The sequence below is a fragment of the Pseudoalteromonas maricaloris genome (assembly GCF_024746855.1).
Lineage (GTDB): Bacteria > Pseudomonadota > Gammaproteobacteria > Enterobacterales > Alteromonadaceae > Pseudoalteromonas > Pseudoalteromonas maricaloris.
The window spans coordinates 2,225,016-2,244,468 of record NZ_CP024625.1; the positions used below are offsets into that span (position 1 = coordinate 2,225,016).

Annotated in this window: 17 protein-coding genes; 14 read left to right on the plus strand and 3 right to left on the minus strand. The window is 43.6% G+C overall.

All coding sequences use genetic code 11. The features are described from left to right. Nucleotides 1-22: 22 nt before the first annotated feature. The 5 genes from fldB (at nt 23) to CTT31_RS09615 (ending at nt 5,433) form a co-directional block, all read left to right on the plus strand. Complete coding sequence (gene fldB, locus CTT31_RS09595) at nt 23-559, plus strand: flavodoxin FldB (protein WP_260491172.1); 537 nt, start codon at nt 23-25, stop codon at nt 557-559. 79 nt (nt 560-638) lie between these two features. Then, entirely contained in the window at nt 639-2,303 is a 1,665-nt protein-coding gene (locus tag CTT31_RS09600) for a phytoene desaturase family protein (protein WP_260491173.1), read from the plus strand. Next, a complete protein-coding gene (locus CTT31_RS09605; RefSeq protein WP_211857638.1) occupies nt 2,296-3,261 on the plus strand; it encodes a sterol desaturase family protein in 966 nt (321 codons plus the stop codon). The genes CTT31_RS09600 and CTT31_RS09605 overlap by 8 nt, the downstream gene beginning before the upstream one ends. A 4-nt stretch (nt 3,262-3,265) precedes the next feature. After that, on the plus strand, nt 3,266-4,645 hold the full coding sequence (locus CTT31_RS09610; RefSeq protein ID WP_260491174.1) for an MATE family efflux transporter: 1,380 nt from the start codon (nt 3,266-3,268) through the stop codon (nt 4,643-4,645). Between the two features lie 2 nt (nt 4,646-4,647). Further along, a complete protein-coding gene (locus CTT31_RS09615) occupies nt 4,648-5,433 on the plus strand; it encodes a thioesterase II family protein (protein ID WP_260491175.1) in 786 nt (261 codons plus the stop codon). Here CTT31_RS09615 and CTT31_RS09620 read toward each other — a convergent pair. After that, complete coding sequence (locus tag CTT31_RS09620) at nt 5,428-6,732, minus strand: hemolysin family protein (protein WP_260491176.1); 1,305 nt, start codon at nt 6,730-6,732, stop codon at nt 5,428-5,430. The genes CTT31_RS09615 and CTT31_RS09620 overlap by 6 nt on opposite strands. Before the next feature lie 160 nt (nt 6,733-6,892). Here CTT31_RS09620 and CTT31_RS09625 point away from each other — a divergent pair, with 160 nt between their 5' ends. After that, nucleotides 6,893-7,501 (plus strand): hypothetical protein, encoded by a 609-nt coding sequence (locus CTT31_RS09625; protein ID WP_211857643.1) that lies wholly within the window; start codon nt 6,893-6,895, stop codon nt 7,499-7,501. Between the two features lie 321 nt (nt 7,502-7,822). Here the strand turns inward: CTT31_RS09625 and CTT31_RS09630 are convergent, their stop codons facing one another. Both CTT31_RS09630 and msrA read right to left on the minus strand, forming a co-directional pair. Continuing rightward, nucleotides 7,823-8,779 (minus strand): MBL fold metallo-hydrolase, encoded by a 957-nt coding sequence (locus tag CTT31_RS09630; protein ID WP_260491177.1) that lies wholly within the window; start codon nt 8,777-8,779, stop codon nt 7,823-7,825. Between the two features lie 260 nt (nt 8,780-9,039). Further along, nucleotides 9,040-10,293, minus strand: a complete 1,254-nt coding sequence (gene msrA, locus CTT31_RS09635; RefSeq protein ID WP_260491178.1) for a peptide-methionine (S)-S-oxide reductase MsrA — start codon at nt 10,291-10,293, stop codon at nt 9,040-9,042. A gap of 219 nt (nt 10,294-10,512) precedes the next feature. Here msrA and CTT31_RS09640 point away from each other — a divergent pair, with 219 nt between their 5' ends. The 8 genes from CTT31_RS09640 (at nt 10,513) to asnB (ending at nt 19,428) form a co-directional block, all read left to right on the plus strand. Then, nucleotides 10,513-11,823: an MFS transporter gene (locus CTT31_RS09640; RefSeq protein WP_039497721.1), complete on the plus strand. Its 1,311-nt coding sequence runs from the start codon at nt 10,513-10,515 to the stop codon at nt 11,821-11,823. An 86-nt stretch (nt 11,824-11,909) separates the two neighbouring features. Further along, complete coding sequence (locus CTT31_RS09645) at nt 11,910-13,424, plus strand: leucyl aminopeptidase (protein WP_039497716.1); 1,515 nt, start codon at nt 11,910-11,912, stop codon at nt 13,422-13,424. 142 nt (nt 13,425-13,566) lie between these two features. Further along, complete coding sequence (gene pxpB, locus CTT31_RS09650) at nt 13,567-14,217, plus strand: 5-oxoprolinase subunit PxpB (RefSeq protein WP_039497714.1); 651 nt, start codon at nt 13,567-13,569, stop codon at nt 14,215-14,217. Next, complete coding sequence (locus tag CTT31_RS09655; RefSeq protein WP_039497712.1) at nt 14,211-15,149, plus strand: 5-oxoprolinase subunit C family protein; 939 nt, start codon at nt 14,211-14,213, stop codon at nt 15,147-15,149. Before pxpB ends, CTT31_RS09655 begins: the two co-directional genes overlap by 7 nt. Then, complete coding sequence (locus CTT31_RS09660; protein WP_010372454.1) at nt 15,142-15,900, plus strand: DUF969 domain-containing protein; 759 nt, start codon at nt 15,142-15,144, stop codon at nt 15,898-15,900. The genes CTT31_RS09655 and CTT31_RS09660 overlap by 8 nt, the downstream gene beginning before the upstream one ends. Beyond that, nucleotides 15,897-16,907 (plus strand): DUF979 domain-containing protein, encoded by a 1,011-nt coding sequence (locus CTT31_RS09665; RefSeq protein WP_138523046.1) that lies wholly within the window; start codon nt 15,897-15,899, stop codon nt 16,905-16,907. The genes CTT31_RS09660 and CTT31_RS09665 overlap by 4 nt, the downstream gene beginning before the upstream one ends. After that, entirely contained in the window at nt 16,907-17,569 is a 663-nt protein-coding gene (gene pcp, locus CTT31_RS09670) for a pyroglutamyl-peptidase I (protein ID WP_260491179.1), read from the plus strand. Before CTT31_RS09665 ends, pcp begins: the two co-directional genes overlap by 1 nt. A gap of 188 nt (nt 17,570-17,757) precedes the next feature. After that, the gene (asnB, locus tag CTT31_RS09675; protein WP_260491180.1) at nt 17,758-19,428 is read left to right on the plus strand and encodes an asparagine synthase B; all 1,671 of its coding nucleotides are present in this window, start codon (nt 17,758-17,760) and stop codon (nt 19,426-19,428) included. Nucleotides 19,429-19,453 lie beyond the last annotated feature (25 nt).

Here is a 19,453-nt window from a genome sequence, read left to right on the forward strand (position 1 = left end):
AAGAGAATTAAAAGGAAATATTATGAGTACTCGTATTGGCCTATTTTATGGCAGCACAACAGGTAACACTGAAGCCGCAGCAGAATTAATAAAAGCAAACCTAAACCAGTTTACCATCGATCTCTTTGATATAGCAGACACCGAATTAACCTTAACCGAGAACTATGAATTTTTGATTTTTGGGATTTCAACGTGGGAATACGGTGGTTTACAGGATGATTGGGAATCACGTTGGGAGAGCCTAGCACAACAGGATTTCAGCGGAAAAATCGTGGCTATCTTCGGTCAGGGCGATCAAGTTGGTTATGACGAGTGGTTTCAAGACGGTATCGGCATCTTACACGATAAACTAACCGAACAAGGCGCCACAGCAATTGGTTACTGGCCAAATTCAGGTTACCACTTCACCAAGTCGAAAGGGCTAAATGAAGACGGTAGTGAGTTTCTCGGCTTGTCGCTTGATGATGATAACCAACCAGAACTCACCGAGCAGCGCATCAGCGACTGGTGCCAAGAGATTGCCGTCGTGCTTCAAGAGCTTGCCTGCGAAACAGCTTAAGACGCACTTTGTGTTTTCGCTCGACGGGCTAATTTGGTATTTAAAATGGCTTGTCGAGCATCATTAAAAGAACAAAACTATGTCCGAACAACAAAAGTCTGTGATTATCATTGGTGCTGGTATGTCTGGTCTTGGTACCGCTGCTTATAGCCAAATGAATGGTTATCAATGCACCGTCTTCGAACTGCATGAAACACCAGGTGGGTGCTGCACCTCATGGCAACGAAAAGAATACACTTTTGATTGGTGTATCAGCTGGCTAAACGGCACAGGAACCAACAACGAAATGGCAACCATCTGGGATGAGCTAGGCTGCCTTGAAAACGTGCCTATATACAACACTGAGATATTTAACTCAGTCGTCACGGCTAACGGCGAAAAGATCCGCTTTTATGTCGATCCAGACAAGTTAGAGTCCACTCTAATTGAGCGCTTTCCTGAAGATAGCAAACTAATCATTGAATTGTGTGGACACATCCGAAAACTACGCAAGTGTATGCCGTATTTCCCTTTTCTTAAAAGTAGTGGCTTGATGACATGGTGGGAAAAAAGCAAAATGATGTGGCAATTGCTGCCCTATATGCGCACCTTTATGAAAACGCTTGCTGTCACGATGGAAGACTTTTCTAAGCGCTTTTCAAACCCCACGCTTGCGGAAGCACTCAACTGGATTATTTTTGACCGCCATAGCGAGCTACGATTAATGCCCTTTGTCTTTAATTTAGCTTGTGCTGCAAACCAAAATGCAGGAGTGCCTAGTATTGGTTCATTAGGTCTTGCGAAGCGATTGGCAAATCGGGCAAAAGAGCTAGGGGCAAACATTCATTATAAAAGTAAAGTCGAGCACATTCTCACCGACAATAACCGCGCGGTTGGTGTGCAATTAGCCGATGGCTCTCTCCATTACGCTGATTATGTTGTCGCCAGTTGTGATAGTTACAAACTCACTCGTAAGATGTTGCAAAATCGCTACCCTCACCCTGTGCTGGATAAGCTTTTCACAAAGCTAGAAGAAGATGCAAACAGCGTGGTATTTCCGGGCTGTGTTGCGGTATTTATTGCAGTAAATGCAGACTATTCCGACCATGACCCTTATACCTCATACTTGTTACCCGAATCGATTTCGCGCCAATTGGTCGGTAATTATCATAGTGGGATCGGTGTGCAAATCCGCAATACGCTATATCCAGATCATGCACCAAGTGGCAAGTCAGTCCTTTACGTCACTTATTTATCAAAAAGTGACGCATGGCAAGCGATGGAGCAAAGCGTCGTGCAATCTACCTCTTCAGGGCAAAGTCGTAATCCTTATACACGCAAACGCCGTTCACCCGAATATAAGCAAGCAAAGAAAAAAGTGGGTCAGGCGATAATCGAGTTCCTTAACCAATATTTTGAAGGCCTTACAGACAAAGTTGAGTTTATAGATGTTGTAACGCCATTAACCAGTGAACGTTATACCGAAAACCACAATGGAACAGTTTTAGCTTGGCACCCTTTTGCGCCACTGACAGAAGAATTAGAAAATTACCAAATCAAGCATGGTCCTACTTTCCCGAATCTAGGCAACTTTTATTATACGGGGCAATGGAGTACATTTAGCGGCGTAACACATTCAACGGCCAGTGGCCGCTATGTTGCACAATACCTTTGTCGACAAGATGAAAGACCATTTAGGGTCTGTTATCCAGAACAGCAAAATCCACAGCCGCACCTCACTAATGAGGCAGACAATTATGCCTAGTCCAATCAAAAACCAACTTCGTAGGCTTTGTGCATTTATCTGCTACCCTTTAATCGTTTTGATCCTTATTGGTTACAGTATCTTTGTCTTGCAACAAGACATTGACCTTGGATTAGCGGCATTCTCCAGTGTGCTCATCATCATTGCCTATTTTATTATCATGGAAAGACTAAACCCGTTTAAAACACAATGGCATCCCAGTAAAAAGGAATGGAGCAGAGATGGCTTGTGCTTTATTCTTGTCATCGTATACGGGGCGTTTAGCGAGACACTAGTGCGAGTGATTGCACTCCAGCTCGCTCCTATCGAAAATACATTGAGCTTGGCACAAAATGCCATTCTAGCCATTTTCGTCGGCTCGTTTATCGGATATTGGCTACATAGGTTAGAACATCGTCACCTGTTTCTTTGGAGCTTTCATGGGATCCATCATCGGCCTAACAAAGTCACGGTAAGTAATAACTCTGTCGTTCACTTTTTGGAAGTGTTTTTGAGTGCGCTAGTTATACAAACCTCATTTCTATTGCTGGGTTTCTCAGCCGAAGGGATGTTCATTGCCGGTCAATTTACAGCACTGCACGGATATTTCATTCATGCCAATGTAAATGTTCGTATGGGATGGCTAAACTACATTGTGGCAACACCAGAGCTCCATCGTTTCCATCATAGCGTTGAATTGAAAGAGGCTGGAAATTTTGGCTCTGATTTGAGTCTTTGGGACCAGTTATTCGGGAGTTTTTTTTACCGCCCAGATAGTAGTCCAATTCAAGTTGGAGTTACTAAGCCATATTTATTTCCAAGTGCCTTTGAGGTTGCCAAAGGAATTCTTCATCCATTTCGATGGTTCATCAGTAAACGTGGAAATAGACCAAGATACACCAAATCAACTCCGCTACCTCAAGAATATGACATCGAGTCACGTTCCACTCCCTCAACAGTAGATATTAGGAAAAGGTAGCTGCATGAAAGATCTAACTCAAGGTTCCTTACCTAAGCACCTAGTAGCTATGGCGCTACCCATGTCTATTGGGATGTTTGTGCAAACACTTTATGTGCTTACCGATCTCTATTTTGTTTCAGACTTAGGCAGTGCTCCAGTCGCAGCGCTCAGTTTAATTGGCAATATCATGTTTTTGATTTTCGCCGTCAGCCAGATTTTGAATGTCGGAACGGCAACATTAGTTGCGCACGCGGTAGGAGAAAAGGATCAGTCCAGCGCCAATCTTGTATTTAACCAAGCATTATTCGCTTCCGTGGCACTTGGTACCATCTTGTTACTAACTGGTATCTATGGCATCAAATCTTATCTGCACATCACGAGCGAAGATCCCGCAACCACAGAGGCAGCATTAAGCTACTCATACTGGTTTTTACCTTGTTTAGTGCTGCAATTTATTATGACTACAATCGGTGCTGCACTGAGAGGAACTGGTGTTGTAAAGCCAATGATGATCGCGCAAATCGGCTCTCTTATTATTAATATTATTCTGTCTCCCATCTTAATCTCGGGATGGCTATTAGGTATAGAAATGGGCATTGCAGGTGCGGGGCTGGCCAGTTCCATTTCTGTTTTGATAGCCGTGCTGTCACTTTGGTTTTATCTCAATTACGACAAACGTTATTTGGTGCTAGATAGCCAATTGTTTCTAACATTTCATCGCCACACCATAAAACGGCTATTTTCTGTAGGGTGCCCAGCAGGTGCTGAACTTATTCTGATGTTTGTTTATATGTCGACAACATTTTGGGTATTAAAAGATTTTGGCACCGATGTACAAGCCGGATTTGGAATTGGCTCGAAAGTGATCCAAGCTCTGTTTTTGCCCGTGATGGCCGTCGCATTTTCACTGCCTGCAATAGCAGGACAAAATTACGGCGCAGGGAACTTCAAACGATTTAGACAGGCATTCTATTGGTCTCTGGTCGCGACGTGTAGCTTGATGTTGGGAGTTTCCTTACTCGCAGCACACTTAGGAGCTCAACTCGCCATGCCATTTTCAGAAGACCCACAAGTCATCGAACACACCCGTTACTTTCTATATGTCGTCGCTTGGAGCTTTATCGCAACGGGGGTTATTTTCACTTGTTCGGGATTGTTTCAAGCCTCAGGTAATACGTGGCCACCACTTTACAGTAACACCACAAGGTTATTTACCTTTGTTCTGCCAATCATTTGGTTAGTAAAACAACAGCAACTTACGATTACGGAACTGTGGTATATCACGGTGTTAAGTGTGGTAGTTCAAGCCCTCGTGAGCCTTACGTTTGTGGCTTTCTCGCTACGCGCGACCTACAAACTGCCAGCCACTTTCACAGCAACTAAAAAGAACCTATTGAGTTAACAATGAGCCAAGTCGCATTACAAACATGTAGAGATAGCATAGATTCAAAATGGCTAGTTTTATTAAATAAGCCTCACACCATTCGCAAACAACTCATTTGCTTTCCTTTTGCTGGCGCAGATGCAGCTGTTTATCAAAACTGGGCAGGAAAACTGCCTGAAGATGTCGCTTTATATGCTCTCCAAGCACCCGGAAGAAAGGAGCGAAGTCATGAAGTTGCCATTGATAATATTCATACCTTGGTCGCAGCAATAGCATCTATTTTGAGCGAAGCAACGCCATTACCCACCATTTTTTACGGTCATAGCAATGGCGCTTATATTGCGTATGAGCTTGCCTTAGCACTTCAACATAGCAGCTGCAATATAGTTAAACACCTGTTTATTGCAGCAAGGAAGGCACCACAATATGCGATAAGAAAATCCCCCTACCATACTCTTGACGATAAGAAGTTCATTGCGGCGGTAAATTTAATGGGTGGTTTACCACCGGCTTTGCTCAATGATATAGAACTGCAACAACTGATGCTGCCAACGTTAAAAGCGGACTTTAAGCTGGGAGAGACCTATCAATACGACTCGGTTTGTAAACTCGACGTGCCTGCAACCGTGTTATATGGTACTCGGGATAAAGCAGCAACAGGGACGGATATGCACCATTGGGAAAGTTGCTTTAAACAAGGTATCACGCCTAAAGCGATACCTGGACGGCACTTTTTTATGCAGGATTCCTCGGCTTTGGTGCTAAAAGAAATCAACGCGGTGTTAGAAACACTGAGCCCCTTATAGTTGGGGCTCTTTGGTTACTTCAATTTGCCTAATGGCCAATCCTTGAATTTCTATTACTTTAAACTTAAAGCCATCAACTTCTAACGCCTCTCCTTCGATAGGAAAATGCTTTAGCCTGTGGATCACAAAACCGGCTAAGGTTTCTATGGCTTCAATCGGTTCAAACTCGTACTCAATCACCGAAGCTTGAAAGTCCTTAATCGACATATCACCCTGCACTAGCCATCGGGTGTTATCCTTTTGTCTAAATTGGGCTTCTATTGCTTGGTCGTCTTTCAGTGCAATTAAATTCAAGATGCTGGATAACGTTACCATCCCGACCACAGTTGAGAATTCATTGATCACCACCGCACAGTTGCTTTCATGACTTTTCAGCCCATCTAGCGCATCGGAAAGGCTTAGAGTATCAAGTAAAATTACCGGCTTATGGAATTCTTGTTGTTGACCATCCAGTAACGGCTTTTTAGCCAAAATATTACTAAGCAGTTGTTTGGCTTCAGGTGCAGCTATCACTTTGTCGAGCGAGCCGTCACACAGCAAATATTGTTGAAAACTGTGCGCTTGAATTAACGTGCTCAGGTTTTCTTCTGATTCTTGAATGTCTAACCACACGATTGCATCGCGATTGATCATCGCTTGGGTAATATTAGTCTGGTTAAGGTCGAGCACATTGCCAATGATATTGTACTCATGCTCGCACAGCTCACCCTGCTCAGCACTTTGATCAACCACCGCATAAATATCATCACGGGTTACCTGTTCGTCACGCTCATTTGGTAAATTGAATAGCTTTATTATCCAATCAGCGAACACGTTAAATAGCCAGATAATAGGCTTAAAAATCCATACACTGGCGAGCATTAGATGGATAAATCGCATCGCGATAGTTTCTGGAATGACCATAGCTATTCGTTTTGGCAATAAATCCGCAAACAATACAAATAACGATGTGATCAGTAAAAACGACACCACTGTGGATATTTGCAATAACATCGAAGCATGAGCCGCAACGTCGGCAAACATAAAGCTTGCAACCCAGTTTAGTAGTTGCAATACATAAGGGGTAAAAACCGACTCACCTATCATACCCGCAACAATTGCCAAGGCATTGAGTACCACCTGTACCGCAGCAAAAAACTGATGCGCATTGGCCTGCAAATACAATACTTTCTTGGCTCTAACGTCACCAAGATCAAATAAGGTTTGTAATTTAACTTTGCGTGCCGCTGCCAATGATATTTCACACAGCGCGAAAACTGCACTCAAGCTAATGAGTAACAACACCCAAAAAAAGTCCACAGATACACCTAAAAAGAAAGCAAGAATTCGACGCGATGTATACGCCTATTTTATGACTTTAGCAATGTAATTCGCGTCAAATAATTAAATTTTTGTTGCCAATCTAGTACCGATTATCGTACTGTTCGCGACGAATAAAAAAGTACGTCAAGGAAGGAAAATGACAAAACTGATACACACCCTCAAATTAGCTCTACTCACAACGATATTGTTCTGCTTTTCAACGGCATGTTCAACCTATCATGAGATCACTAAAACCACGTCTTATCAAGATGAAATCTCGACCTTTTTAAAAACTGAAGACGGTAAACATGTCATCTTTGTTGGAAAAGAGCATCATTACATACTGCGTACTGATCCCACCTTAGCCAAGCTACTCGATAGCCCGCTTTTAGCATTTATCTCTCTTGAAAGAAATGACTTTCACATCAGTTCAATGCGAAGCGTAGAAGGAAAGGTTGATATTCTATTAAGTCCTAATACACCGAACGAGATAGAAGCAAAAGCCCAAGACTACGGTTTTAAGTCTGGTCGTGTTTCTGTCAAACTTGTTGGTGATAGATATGATAATCGGGACCTGAACTTTGCTCACTTCAAACAATTTGAGCACCCACTCGTAATCCACTTTAGCGTTGCACAAAGTTTTTCAGAAAAGGCATCAGCAGCGATTACGACACCACTAAGAGATATCGCAGAAGGCGCTATTTTTTTATTAGCTGTCCCTGTCATTGCAATATTATGCATGGGTGAAAAAAGGTGCCTACACTAAACACTTTACGAAGGCTAAATTCAGCCTTCACATTATCTTTTCGCTGAATACCCTAACTAAATCATCAATATCTTTGACAAAGTACAAAAATGTAGTGCGATAAAAAACCACTCTGAAAGATATTTCCATGATAATAATTCAGGTCAAGCTCATCGATCTCTGTCGGTGTAATCCCGCAATGTCAGTGATTACATTACTGATTGGACTAAATTCGCTTCACTTGTCCGTGTACTTAACTTTCCTATGTTTAACGAAAGTGATAACCAAAATCACCAACGCCAGTAGCTGAAAAAGCCAAATAGCGGAATAAATCCAAATGGCTCAACGAGCGATGTAGCCAGCCTTTACGCCCTCACTTAAAGTAAAGCTGTCCCCCACAGAGCCCACCACCATTTGCTTACGGTTTGACTTCATCAATTCACGCAGCACGTATAGCGAGTTAATACCAGTACAATGTGCACCCATCATATTCTTTAAGCCAAACTGCTGTAATTTACCTGCTGTCCATGCCAAGTGTTTATCATCCGCATTCATTAAATGGAATCCGCCTATCGCCGTCGTAATATCTGCGGGGTGGATCGTTTTTACTATGTGTTCCATCGTGTTGATGATACCCGCGTGCCCGCAACCAGCTATTAATACAAAGCCATCTTTGGTATTTATCACCAGTGACATATCTTCTGGAATGTTATCTTCTATATCGCCGTGCTTACCTTCAATTTTGCTATTTCCACTCCAATTATGTTCGGGGTGAATGCGCTCAACATAGCCTGTTAACCAAACACCTGGGTAAATTTCCTGCGCCTCACTGTATTGTTTGAAAATCACACCTTGTTTTTCAAGCGCGAGCTTCATCGCGTGCATGCGGTTTTCTCTACCTGCACGTTTTGCGAAAATACCGTGACCAACATGAACGCGAGACATCGCTTTTGCATTCTTTTTACTCAGCTCGGTCCTTAATGTTTCTAGTCCACCGGTGTGGTCGCCATGATTATGGCTTAAAATTACATCTTCTACATCAGACAAATCGATCCGCAAGTCTCGCGCATTTTGCAGTACTGTTTGCGGCCGATTACCAGTATCAAAAAGAATTTTTCGGCCGTCCACTTCAACTAGTGCTGCATATCCCCACTCGCCAATGCCACTATCCGCAAGCATGGTCGACAGCGTAGTGATTTTGAGTGCTTTGACTTGGTGAGGAGTTTCATTGGCAGCCGCTGTCGGTGACGTAATGAACCACCACAAACAAATTAGACACAGAATATGTATACGGTGCATAAGAATTCCTTTTGCGTATTTTATATATAAGTATTGCCGAAGCTAACTGGATATTTAATAAAAATCAACCTGTTACCATATTAGTCTAGAGCCAAATTAGTATAAATGGCCACATGAACGGCAGATCAAATTTTAGGAGGAAGCAACCAAAGCACCACTTTGAAAAGTTAACAAGTAAATCTGTTCTCTTAATACACAAAAGTAACTTCGACTTTGGTTTATGTCTGCCTCCTTAGCAAAAGTGACTTTAGGCGTAATACCTAAAGCGCCTCTCTCGCTTTAAACTCAAGTACTTGGGCATTGATACAATAGCGGTCTTGACCCTTTGGCCCTTCATTTTTAAATACATGGCCTAAATGAATGCCGCTGCTTTTTGAGCGTATTTCGGTTCTTACCATTCCGTGGCTTAAATCTTTGTGATAGGTCACGCTGTCTTTTACTGGGTGAGTAAACGACAGCCACCCAGTGCCTGAGTTAAATCTATCTCGGGTGTCAAAAAGAATCTTGCCGCTTAATTTATCGATAAATACGCCATCTGGTGTGTTTTTAAAGATATCATACTGCTTGCAAAATGGTCTTTCTGTGCCTTTTTGAAAAGCAATGTCAAAAGCTTCTGAACGACCCAGCTTAAAAGCACCGAGTGCCTTATAAAACTCTTCTCTCGCCATAAAACCTTGAAAGCCAAGGGACTCAACACCATTTTCAATAAATAAGATCGTTGGCGTCGCCCAAGTCGCGGTTTTTATCATTAGTCCCTCGAGTTGATCTGCATAGCGAAAATGAAGTGGGATATCACCTTGATAGTCGTTTAACACCTCTTTTTTTAGCTTCTCGCAATAAGGGCAATAGCTTTTAGCATCAACAATCACAATATGCTTACCTTGGGCTAGCATAGTGTTATCTGTTTTATCTTTCGTCACCTTTTCAAAGGTCACTCCCGTGCTGTGATCTGGGCAGTATCCCTTGGGATTCTTGGTTAAGTAGTTTTGATGATACTCTTCCGCTGGATAGAATTTTCTAAGTGGCTTGATCTTGGTTTGAATGTCGCCATAGCCTTGCTCAGATAATAAATGTTGATACTGCGCTTTTAATGTGTGGGCCTTGTCACTTTGCTGCTCATCTGTGTATAGAATGATCGAGCGATACTGCGTTCCAACGTCATTACCCTGACGGTTTTTTTGGGTTGGATCATGACTTTCAAAGTAGTACTTTAGCAGCGCATCGGTGGTGATAAGATTTGCGTTGTAAGTTACCTTTACCACTTCCGCATAGTTGTCTTCATCAAAGCGTCGGCTCGATTTAATAATTTCTCTATAACTTGGCTTAAACCCTTTACCGTCGGCATAGCCAGACTCAGCATCTATCACGCCCGTCATTTTCTCGTAGCGTTTTTCGGGACCCCAGAAACAACCGGAGCCTAACACTAACGTTTTAATATGGTTACTTGCACCATCAACTTTAGGCTTGGGCATATCTGTCCCCGCGAGCGCCGATACGCCTACACCTAACATCATGATAAATCCTATCGATGCGGCTACCTGTAATGTTCTCATCACTACCCTCTCAATGCTGTACGTCACAACTAAGTATGATTATCACTTCATACTTATTGAACTTAATATGATTTACTGCGTATTAAATGAGACCGTCTAAGGTTAATTATCATTTCATCTAAAGTCGTTCATGATAGTGAAGTAGTACTGTCTGCAAAACTGCAAAATAAAGGAATAGGTGTGAGTAAAATAAGTGAGAATCTCTATCAAAAGCTAACCAATGATGACGAAGCGCGTGCCTGTAAGGCAATTGACGATAAGGCGTGTAAAGAAGTTCCCGGTAACTACGTGCTTATTTTATTGAGTCAACTATTTAGTAAATTGGGAGATGCCCTACTCAACCCAAAGATCACGCTACCTTGGCTGATGCAATCACTCGGTGCTCCTGCTTATTTGATATCGGCTCTAGTCCCCATTCGCGAGTCTGGTTCACTGATCCCACAATTGTTTATTGGTCAATGGGTGCGTAAGCATGCTAAACGAAAGCACCTTTGGTCTCTCGGCGCACTCACTCAAGCTATTTGTGTACTGCTTATGGCGCTACTTGCATGGCAACAAACTGAAAATCAATTATACGCTTGGTTGGTACTTGGATTACTGGCGATTTTTAGCATCGCCCGCAGCTTAAGTTCCGTGTCGTCAAAAGATGTCATAGGTAAAACTATCCCTAAACAAAAGCGCGGCCAGCTTAGCGGCCAAGCCGCCTCTATAAGTGGACTCATAACCGTTACATTTGGTGTTGGGCTTTTTATCGCTGCCACTCAAGTAAACAACCTCAATTTTGTGATCACACTGGTACTAGCTGCAACCTTTTGGTTGATTGGTGCGCTAACGTTCTCACAAATCAAAGAATATGGAGGCGCCACCGAAGGCGGTGAAAACGGATTAGACAAAATAAAGCAAGATTTCGCGCTGTTAAAAACAGACCCAACACTGAAAAAATTTATTTTTGCGCGTGGGCTTTTGTTAAGTTCCGCGCTTATTCCGCCCTATTTCACCGTGCTGGCGCAGCAGAATATCGGCAACGGAGCATGGGTGTTGGCAGCTTTGTTAGCGGTGTCTGGGCTTGCCAGTTTAGTCAGTGGGGCTTTTTGGGGCCGTCTTGCCGACCAATCAAGTAAACGCGTGATGATGTATGGCGCTACAATCACCGTTGCTATCACTGCAATACTACTGGCAACTTCTTTATTTTATTCTTCACTGCTAGAAAGAATCTGGTTCATTCCACTTTGCTATTTTGTTATTGCTATCGCCCATCAAGGCGTGCGCGTGGGCCGCAAAACCTACGTGGTCGATATGGCTGAAGGAAACAAACGCACCAGTTACGTCACGCTCAGTAACACAATTATCGGTATTGTGCTTTTATTAACAAGTGCACTTGGTGTCATTGCCTCGGCATTTTCAATTACAGTGTTACTTGCACTCTACATTATGATCACGATATTAGGCATTGTGCTGACAAGCCGCTTACCTAATGTCACTGAACGGTAAAACCTGTTACTTCACCGACAAATTGTGTCTAAATTTCTCTGATTAAGGTAAAAACGCCGCAATTTTAGTTATCTGAGGATAAGATTATGTCATTGACTACGCGTTTTTCTGCTTTAGCGCTGGCGGTTGCCAGCATGACTTCTGCAAATGCCGCTGACTTTGAGTTCAATACCAAGCTTGCAGACGCTGATGCACTGGTAATTTTTCAAGCTGGTGAAAGCCAAAGTAACCTAAAGTTCCTTGATAAAGACACTCGCAAACAATTGGAGCGCGCAATTGCTGCTGAAGACTTTAAAGGAGCATATGGCAAAACAGTTGAAGTATTAGCGCCAGTAGACTCTGATTATAAGCGTATCTTCATTGTTGGTTTAGGTGAAACAGGCGCACTCAATGCGAGCAAAATGACCAAACTTGGCGGTAACTTACACGCTAAATTTGAAGGTAAAAAGCTGGAGAGTGTTGCAGTTGCATTCGAAGACGTTGAGGGAGCGCTCTCAAATGCAGAACTAGCAGCACAATTTGCACACGGTGCAAACCTTCGTGACCACACCTTCGAAGTATATAAAAAAGAACCAAACACTTTTAACGTAAGCTATCACTTCGACGTTGCCGATAAGCAAGCAACACAGGCTCAGTATAAAGCACTACAACACATTCAAGCTGGCGTGTTTTTAGCGCGTGACTTGACCTCTGAAGTCGCAACAGAAATGACCCCAGTAGACTTTGCAAAAGCAGCAAAGGAACTTGAACAATATGGCGTTGAAGTAAAAGTATTAGCACCAGCTGAACTTAAAGAGCTTGGCATGGGCGCACTTGAGGGCGTTGGCCGTGGTAGTGAGCACGGCTCTCGTTTAGTTGTAGCACACTATAAAGGCAACAGCGAGACACCGATTGCTCTGATCGGTAAAGGTATTACGTTTGATTCTGGTGGTTATAGCATCAAAACCGGCGCTTCGATTGCACGCATGAAATCTGACATGGCGGGCGCGGCTGCCGTGCTTGGTACAGTAAAAGCAATGGCACTGAGCAAAGCAGACGTAAACGTGGTCGCTGTGATGGGGATGGCAGCAAATATGGTGTCTCAGTATGCAATCGCACCGGGGGATGTACTGCGCACCGCAGAAGGCATTAGCGTAGAAGTTGTCAACACAGATGCTGAAGGCCGTTTGGTGCTGTCTGATGCGATGTGGTATGCACGTAAACATTATAGCCCTGAGATCATGATTGACGTTGCGACATTAACAGGCTCTAAAATTGGTGCTGTTGGTAACGAGTATTCAGCAATTTTCTCTGAAGATGATAGCTTAATTACAGAATTTACCAACGCAGGTAAAGTTGTGAACGAAAACGTATGGCGTCTACCGCTTGGCTATAAAGACAAGCTAAAATCAGACATCGCCGATTTCCAAAACGTAGGTTCAGGTGGTCCTGGTGCAACAACTGCTGCGACTTTCCTGCAACAATTTGCTGGTGACACCCGTTGGGTTCATATCGATATTGCCGGTAACGCACTTTCAAGCTCAGCCAAAGACGAAGTACCAACTGGTGGTACAGGCTATGGCGTTCGCCTTCTAAGTCAATGGCTATTAACTGCTAAATAAATCCTCAGATTTTAAGCCGTGTTTAAGCACGGCTTTTTTGTAACTGCAACAAAACGGCAACTGATAGCAATAACTTCGTTTCAATTGCGAGGTGTGTTATAAGAATTATAACGTTTACCAAAGCAACCAACTGTTATTGCCTATGTCCGATGTGAGTTGTTATCTATTAGGTGAGCAAGCAATTGTTGTAAATGCAACATGTTTGCCTGATAGCAAAAGTCCAATTAATCAACAATTGTTCGCCCTCAAGAAATGGCTTGATAATAGCGGTGACTTTATTGATGTGGTGCCTGCTAAGTCTTCCGTTACTGCCTATCTAAAAGACCCCCGTAAAGCCGATGCGTGGCAACACAAAATCCAAGCACATTGGCAAGACCTAGAAGTAGCAGAGGTAAAGCCAACACACCATCATATTGAGGTGTTTTATGGCAAAGAATTCGGACAGGATTTTGAACGTATAGCCCACGAATTACAACTGACACCAAAACAGCTTATCGAGCTGCACTCAAGCGTTGATTATCAAGTACAATTTATTGGCTTCTTACCCGGTTTTGCTTACTTATCAGGGTTACCAACCGCACTTCAATTACCCCGAAAATCCACACCAATTACCAAGGTCCCCAAAGGCAGCATTGCCATCGCAGACAGTTACAGTGCAATTTACCCGAGCCAATCTCCCGGTGGCTGGCATTTACTTGGACAAACCAATACTACGCTATTTGACCCAAATTCTGCGTCAGCAAGCTTGCTACAACCAGGAGATATCGTGCGTTTTGTGGAGAAATCATGCTAGAAGTTATTAAACCTGGGCCACTTTCAACTATTCAAGACATTGGCCGTCAAGGACTTCGCCACTTAGGAGTAAGTCAAGCAGGTGTCATCGACCCTGTTGCGCTTAAACTTGCAAATACACTCTTGTCAAATGACGACGATAGTGCAGCTATTGAAGTGACCATTGGCTTATGCGAGTTTCACTTCCACGCCCCCACTAACTTTGTTATCGCGGGGGCAGATCTCAATGCAGCTTTAAACGATGAAGCGATATACCCTTGCTGGCGCTACAGTGCTAAAGCTGGAGATAAGCTGACATTTAAACAAAATCGCGATGGTTTACGCGCTTATTTGGTGGTTGAAGGTGGATTTACCAACATAGACAAGCTGCTTGGGAGTTATTCAACCGATCTCATGGCAGGCTTTGGAGGAGTAAGCGGCCGAGCTCTTAAACAAGGGGACAAACTAAGCTACACGCCAAGCACTGCCAAAAGCGCCGTTGGTGGTCTACAGCCCGGTTATGAAAAACTCATTCACTTTATCCCAGGCCCGCATCTCGAGTTAATTTCCAAACAGACACTGAGTGTATTAAACGACACCATTTGGAAAGTAAACCCCAGCAGTAATCGTATGGGCATTCGCCTAAGTGGCCATAGCAGCCTAATACATACACATAATATTGCAACCCAAGCCGTCCACCCAGGCGTTATTCAGCTGCCCCCCAGTGGCGAGCCCATTATCCTATTGAATGACTGCCAAACCACAGGCGGTTATCCAATTATTGGTACCATCATTCAAGCCGATATGCGCCACTTGAGCCAATTGGGCGCGGGTGATTGTATTCATTTAAAATCAACATCCCTTATAGATGCAGCAAAGGAATCTCACCGAGTACAGGCGCATCTCAATCAGCTAAGGCTAGCGCTTAAAAATAAAGAACAACAAAATGACTGAGCTAAATCTCCTTCCCCTTTCGGGCATTGCCGTGATTGTTATTGGCTTTGCTCTGAGGTTTAATCCCTTATTGGTTGTCACCTCGGCAGGTCTAGTTACTGGTTTTGCCGTTGGAATAGACTTTGTCGACTTAATTGCCACCTTTGGCGAAAAGTTTATGAACTCTCGCCAGCTTGCGAGCTTTTTACTTATCTTACCCGTGATTGCAATTTTAGAGCGTTACGGTTTACAGCAACGCGCTAAAGCTTGGGTTGCGGGCATAAAAGGGGCGACCACTTCTCGAATTTTAAGTATGTATTTTGTGGTCCGTGAGTGCTCCGCTGCGCTGGGGTTAATCAATTTAGCGGGCCAAGCGCAAACCGTTAGACCACTGCTTGCTCCGATGGCGATAGGCGCTGCGGCAAACCAATACGGCGACCTGCCACAAGATGTAAAAGACATGATAGGCGCACATGCTGCCGCCTGCGATAACATTGCCGTGTTCTTTGGCGAGGATATTTTTATCGCCTTTGGTGCTGTACTACTGATGGATGCATTTCTAAAAGAAAACGGCATTGCCGGGATTGAACCGCTACATATCGGACTTTGGGCAATACCAACTGCAATTGCCGCGCTCATTGTTCATCTCTTCCGTTTAGCGCGATTTGAAGCAAAAATCCGGGCAGAAATTGCGCGCTGTCAGCAGCAACAAAGCGAAGAAGAGCAAACACCTAGCAACACAAATTCAGCGCTTAAGGAGGAGTCATTATGAGCTTAATGAACACTTCTGACGCGCAATCTAGCCTACTTTCAATTGACAACATCTATTTATTGATTGGTTTTATCGTGATGTTTCTGGTGGTAAAAACGCTACAAGATAAGGCCCATCCTAAGCGTCTCACTACGGCACTATTTTGGTTTTTATTTGGCTCTGTTTTTATCTTTGGCGATGCTTCTATCGCATTGATTGGTGAGCGAAATACATATTTATGGATTGGCATCAACGTGGTGATCATCGCACTGCTTGCAGGTATGAATATGGTTTCCATGGGAAATTACGACATGCCGTGCGAACGAGCCAAAACAGAAGACGCAAATCGGTTTGGTAATAAATTGTTTGTTCCTGCCGTACTTATTCCAATAGTTACCGTGATCTGTACTATCATCTTAAGTGAGATCCAGCTCGGCGACTTTTATCTATTCGATCAGGAACATGTGACGCTTTCAGCACTGACACTCGCTTGCACCATCGCATTACTGGTAAGCTGGAAAATAACCAAAGGCAGTCCACTACAAGCACTTTCTGAGTCTCGTCGCTTGGTCGACTCAATAGGCTGGGCAGCAATATTGCCGCAGATGTTAGCAATGCTTGGCGGTGTATTTATCGTCGCAAACACTGGCACTGCAATCCAAGACTTAGTGACATTATTTATTTCGCCAGATAACCGTTTTATGCTCGTTGTACTGTATTGTGTGGGCATGGCGCTATTTACCATGATAATGGGCAATGCTTTTGCTGCATTTCCGGTAATGACAGCAGGTATTGCGCTGCCATTTTTGATCCAAGGGCATGGCGCTGATCCTGCACCGCTCGTCGCAATTGGCATGTATTCGGGTTATTGTGGAACACTGATGACGCCGATGGCTGCTAACTTCAACATCGTGCCAGCGGCACTGTTAGATTTAAAAGATAAGTACCAAGTCATTAAAGTGCAAATACCAACCGCTATAACGTTATTGGTGATTAATATTTTTCTTATGTACGGAGTCGTTTTTTAATGTCCAGTTACAGTAAACCTTGTGTCCTCGTGACTGGGTTCACCCCATTTGGTGGTGAGTCCATCAACCCTTCATGGCAATTAGCTCAGCTATTAGAAGGTGAGACCATTGAAGGTCACCTGATCCACACAAAAGAGTTACCTTGTGAATTTGACAAAAGTATTGAGTCTTTAACACAAGCGATAGATAAGTATCACCCAAGCACCGTGATCTGTTTAGGCCAGGCTGGTGGACGCTGTGATATCTCCATCGAACGTATTGCGATTAACGTTAACGATGCCAGAATAGCCGACAACGCAGGAAACCAGCCGATAGATACACCAGTCGTTACACACGGACCCGATGCTTACTTTGCCTCTTTACCAATAAAAAGTATGCTAAGTAGTGCGCTTCAAGCGGGAGTTCCTGCAAGTATTTCTAATACTGCGGGCACTTACGTGTGCAACCATGTGATGTATGGATTACTGCACTATCTTAGTACACATGACTTAGCGTGCCGTGGTGGCTTTGTACATATTCCATACTTGCCCTCCCAAGCGGCGCACCACCCTGGTGCGCCCAGTATGGACATTGACACCCTAGTTAAAGGAATAAAAATCCTATTAACCAGTGCTATTACACAAAAGCAAGATATTAAACTTGTCGCTGGAACGACACACTAATAAGTAATGCCCCAAAATGGTGCAGAATTGCACCATTGCGCATCACAAAAAATTCACATTTTCTCTATTTCATTGTGTGACTTATCAAATTATTTTTGGTAGAACTTAAACTATCTCATGGTAGCTATGCTTCCGTGAGCAATAATAATTTGTTGATATTATCAACACATCAATAGGAATGAGGAAATATGTGTTCAATTTTCGGCGTACTTGACATCAAGACCGATCCCCTTGCACTTCGTGAGCAAGCGATCGAAATGTCAAAAAAATTAAGACACCGTGGCCCCGACTGGTCAGGGGTATATTCAAGTGAAAAAGCCATTCTAGTTCATGAGCGTTTGGCAATTGTTGGCGTTTCTAGCGGCGCACAACCATTATTTAACCCTGAAAAAACACATATTTTGGCGGTAAATGGTGAAATTTATAATCATAAAGAGCTTGCAAAAGCACTGACCGTTCCATTTGAATTTCAAACAGAGTCTGACTGTGAAGTGATCTTGGCGCTATACAAGCAAAAAGGCCCTGAGTTTTTAGATGATCTCAATGGAATTTTTGCATTTTGTTTGTACGATGAAACGGAAGATGCCTTTTTAATTGGTCGTGATCATATCGGTATCATTCCACTTTACACTGGCCGTGATCAAAGCGGTAACCTCTATGTCGCCAGTGAAATGAAAGCGCTCACACCTATTTGTACACAAATTGAAGAGTTTCCTCCTGGCCATTATTGGTATTCAAAAGAAGGTGGTCCAAGAGAGTATTACCAACGCGACTGGCAAGCGTTTAGTGCTGTAAAAGACAATGAGGCCAGCGCCGAAACGGTTAAAAATGGGCTAGAAGCCGCAGTAAAACGCCAATTGATGTGCGATGTGCCGTATGGCGTGTTGCTGTCTGGTGGTCTAGATTCTTCTGTGATTTCCGCTATCACACAAAAGTTTGCAGCAAAGCGTATCGAAGATGATGATGCTTCCGATGCTTGGTGGCCAAAACTTCACTCATTTTCCATTGGCTTGGAAGGTTCACCCGATCTCGCTGCAGCACAAAAGGTAGCGGATAAAATCGGCACAGTTCACCATCCCATTCACTTTACCGTACAACAAGGGATTGATGCTCTGAAAGAAGTGGTCTATCACCTAGAGACCTACGATGTCACAACCATTCGCGCTTCTACTCCTATGTACCTCATGGCACGCTACATTAAAGCAATGGGCATTAAAATGGTGCTATCGGGTGAAGGGGCCGATGAACTATTTGGCGGCTATTTGTATTTCCACAAAGCACCAAATGCTGAGGAGTTTCACAACGAGCTAAACCGAAAGGTCTCGAAACTGCACATGTTTGATTGCTTACGTGCAAATAAGTCGATGGCAGCTTGGGGGGTTGAAGCACGTGTACCCTTCTTAGATAAAGAATTTGTCGATATTGCCATGCGTACCAACCCAGACTACAAAATGTGTAAAGATGGCCGTATCGAAAAACACATTATCCGTGAGGCCTTTGATGGCTATTTACCGGATGACGTATTGTGGCGCCAAAAAGAGCAATTTTCTGATGGCGTAGGCTATAGCTGGATCGATTCACTAAAAGAGTATGTCAATCAGCAAGTGAGCGATTCGGATCTTGAAAACGCCCACTACCGCTATCCAATCAATACACCGGATAGCAAAGAAGCCTATTATTATCGCACCATTTTTGAGTCGCATTTCCCAGGAGAAACGGCAGCTAAGTGTGTTCCTCACGGCAAGTCTGTGGCGTGTTCAACGCCCGAAGCGCTTGCTTGGGACGAGTCTTTCCAGCGCAATGCCGATCCGTCAGGTCGCGCAGCAAGCTCACACAACGAAGCGTATAATCAAAAATAAGAAAGTAAAAAAGGGACGCTCGTCC

What these genes read in the sequence shown, in the direction of transcription:
- CTT31_RS09645 (WP_039497716.1), top strand. Translation starts at nt 11,910, where the DNA reads ATGTCATTGACTACGCGTTTTTCTGCTTTAGCGCTGGCGGTTGCCAGC.
- CTT31_RS09605 (WP_211857638.1), top strand. Translation starts at nt 2,296, where the DNA reads ATGCCTAGTCCAATCAAAAACCAACTTCGTAGGCTTTGTGCATTTATC.
- CTT31_RS09610 (WP_260491174.1), top strand. Translation starts at nt 3,266, where the DNA reads ATGAAAGATCTAACTCAAGGTTCCTTACCTAAGCACCTAGTAGCTATG.
- CTT31_RS09660 (WP_010372454.1), top strand. Translation starts at nt 15,142, where the DNA reads ATGACTGAGCTAAATCTCCTTCCCCTTTCGGGCATTGCCGTGATTGTT.
- asnB (WP_260491180.1), top strand. Translation starts at nt 17,758, where the DNA reads ATGTGTTCAATTTTCGGCGTACTTGACATCAAGACCGATCCCCTTGCA.
- fldB (WP_260491172.1), top strand. Translation starts at nt 23, where the DNA reads ATGAGTACTCGTATTGGCCTATTTTATGGCAGCACAACAGGTAACACT.
- pcp (WP_260491179.1), top strand. Translation starts at nt 16,907, where the DNA reads ATGTCCAGTTACAGTAAACCTTGTGTCCTCGTGACTGGGTTCACCCCA.
- CTT31_RS09615 (WP_260491175.1), top strand. Translation starts at nt 4,648, where the DNA reads ATGAGCCAAGTCGCATTACAAACATGTAGAGATAGCATAGATTCAAAA.
- CTT31_RS09625 (WP_211857643.1), top strand. Translation starts at nt 6,893, where the DNA reads ATGACAAAACTGATACACACCCTCAAATTAGCTCTACTCACAACGATA.
- CTT31_RS09630 (WP_260491177.1), bottom strand. Translation starts at nt 8,779, where the DNA reads ATGCACCGTATACATATTCTGTGTCTAATTTGTTTGTGGTGGTTCATT.
- msrA (WP_260491178.1), bottom strand. Translation starts at nt 10,293, where the DNA reads ATGATGTTAGGTGTAGGCGTATCGGCGCTCGCGGGGACAGATATGCCC.
- CTT31_RS09655 (WP_039497712.1), top strand. Translation starts at nt 14,211, where the DNA reads ATGCTAGAAGTTATTAAACCTGGGCCACTTTCAACTATTCAAGACATT.
- CTT31_RS09665 (WP_138523046.1), top strand. Translation starts at nt 15,897, where the DNA reads ATGAGCTTAATGAACACTTCTGACGCGCAATCTAGCCTACTTTCAATT.
- CTT31_RS09600 (WP_260491173.1), top strand. Translation starts at nt 639, where the DNA reads ATGTCCGAACAACAAAAGTCTGTGATTATCATTGGTGCTGGTATGTCT.
- pxpB (WP_039497714.1), top strand. Translation starts at nt 13,567, where the DNA reads ATGTCCGATGTGAGTTGTTATCTATTAGGTGAGCAAGCAATTGTTGTA.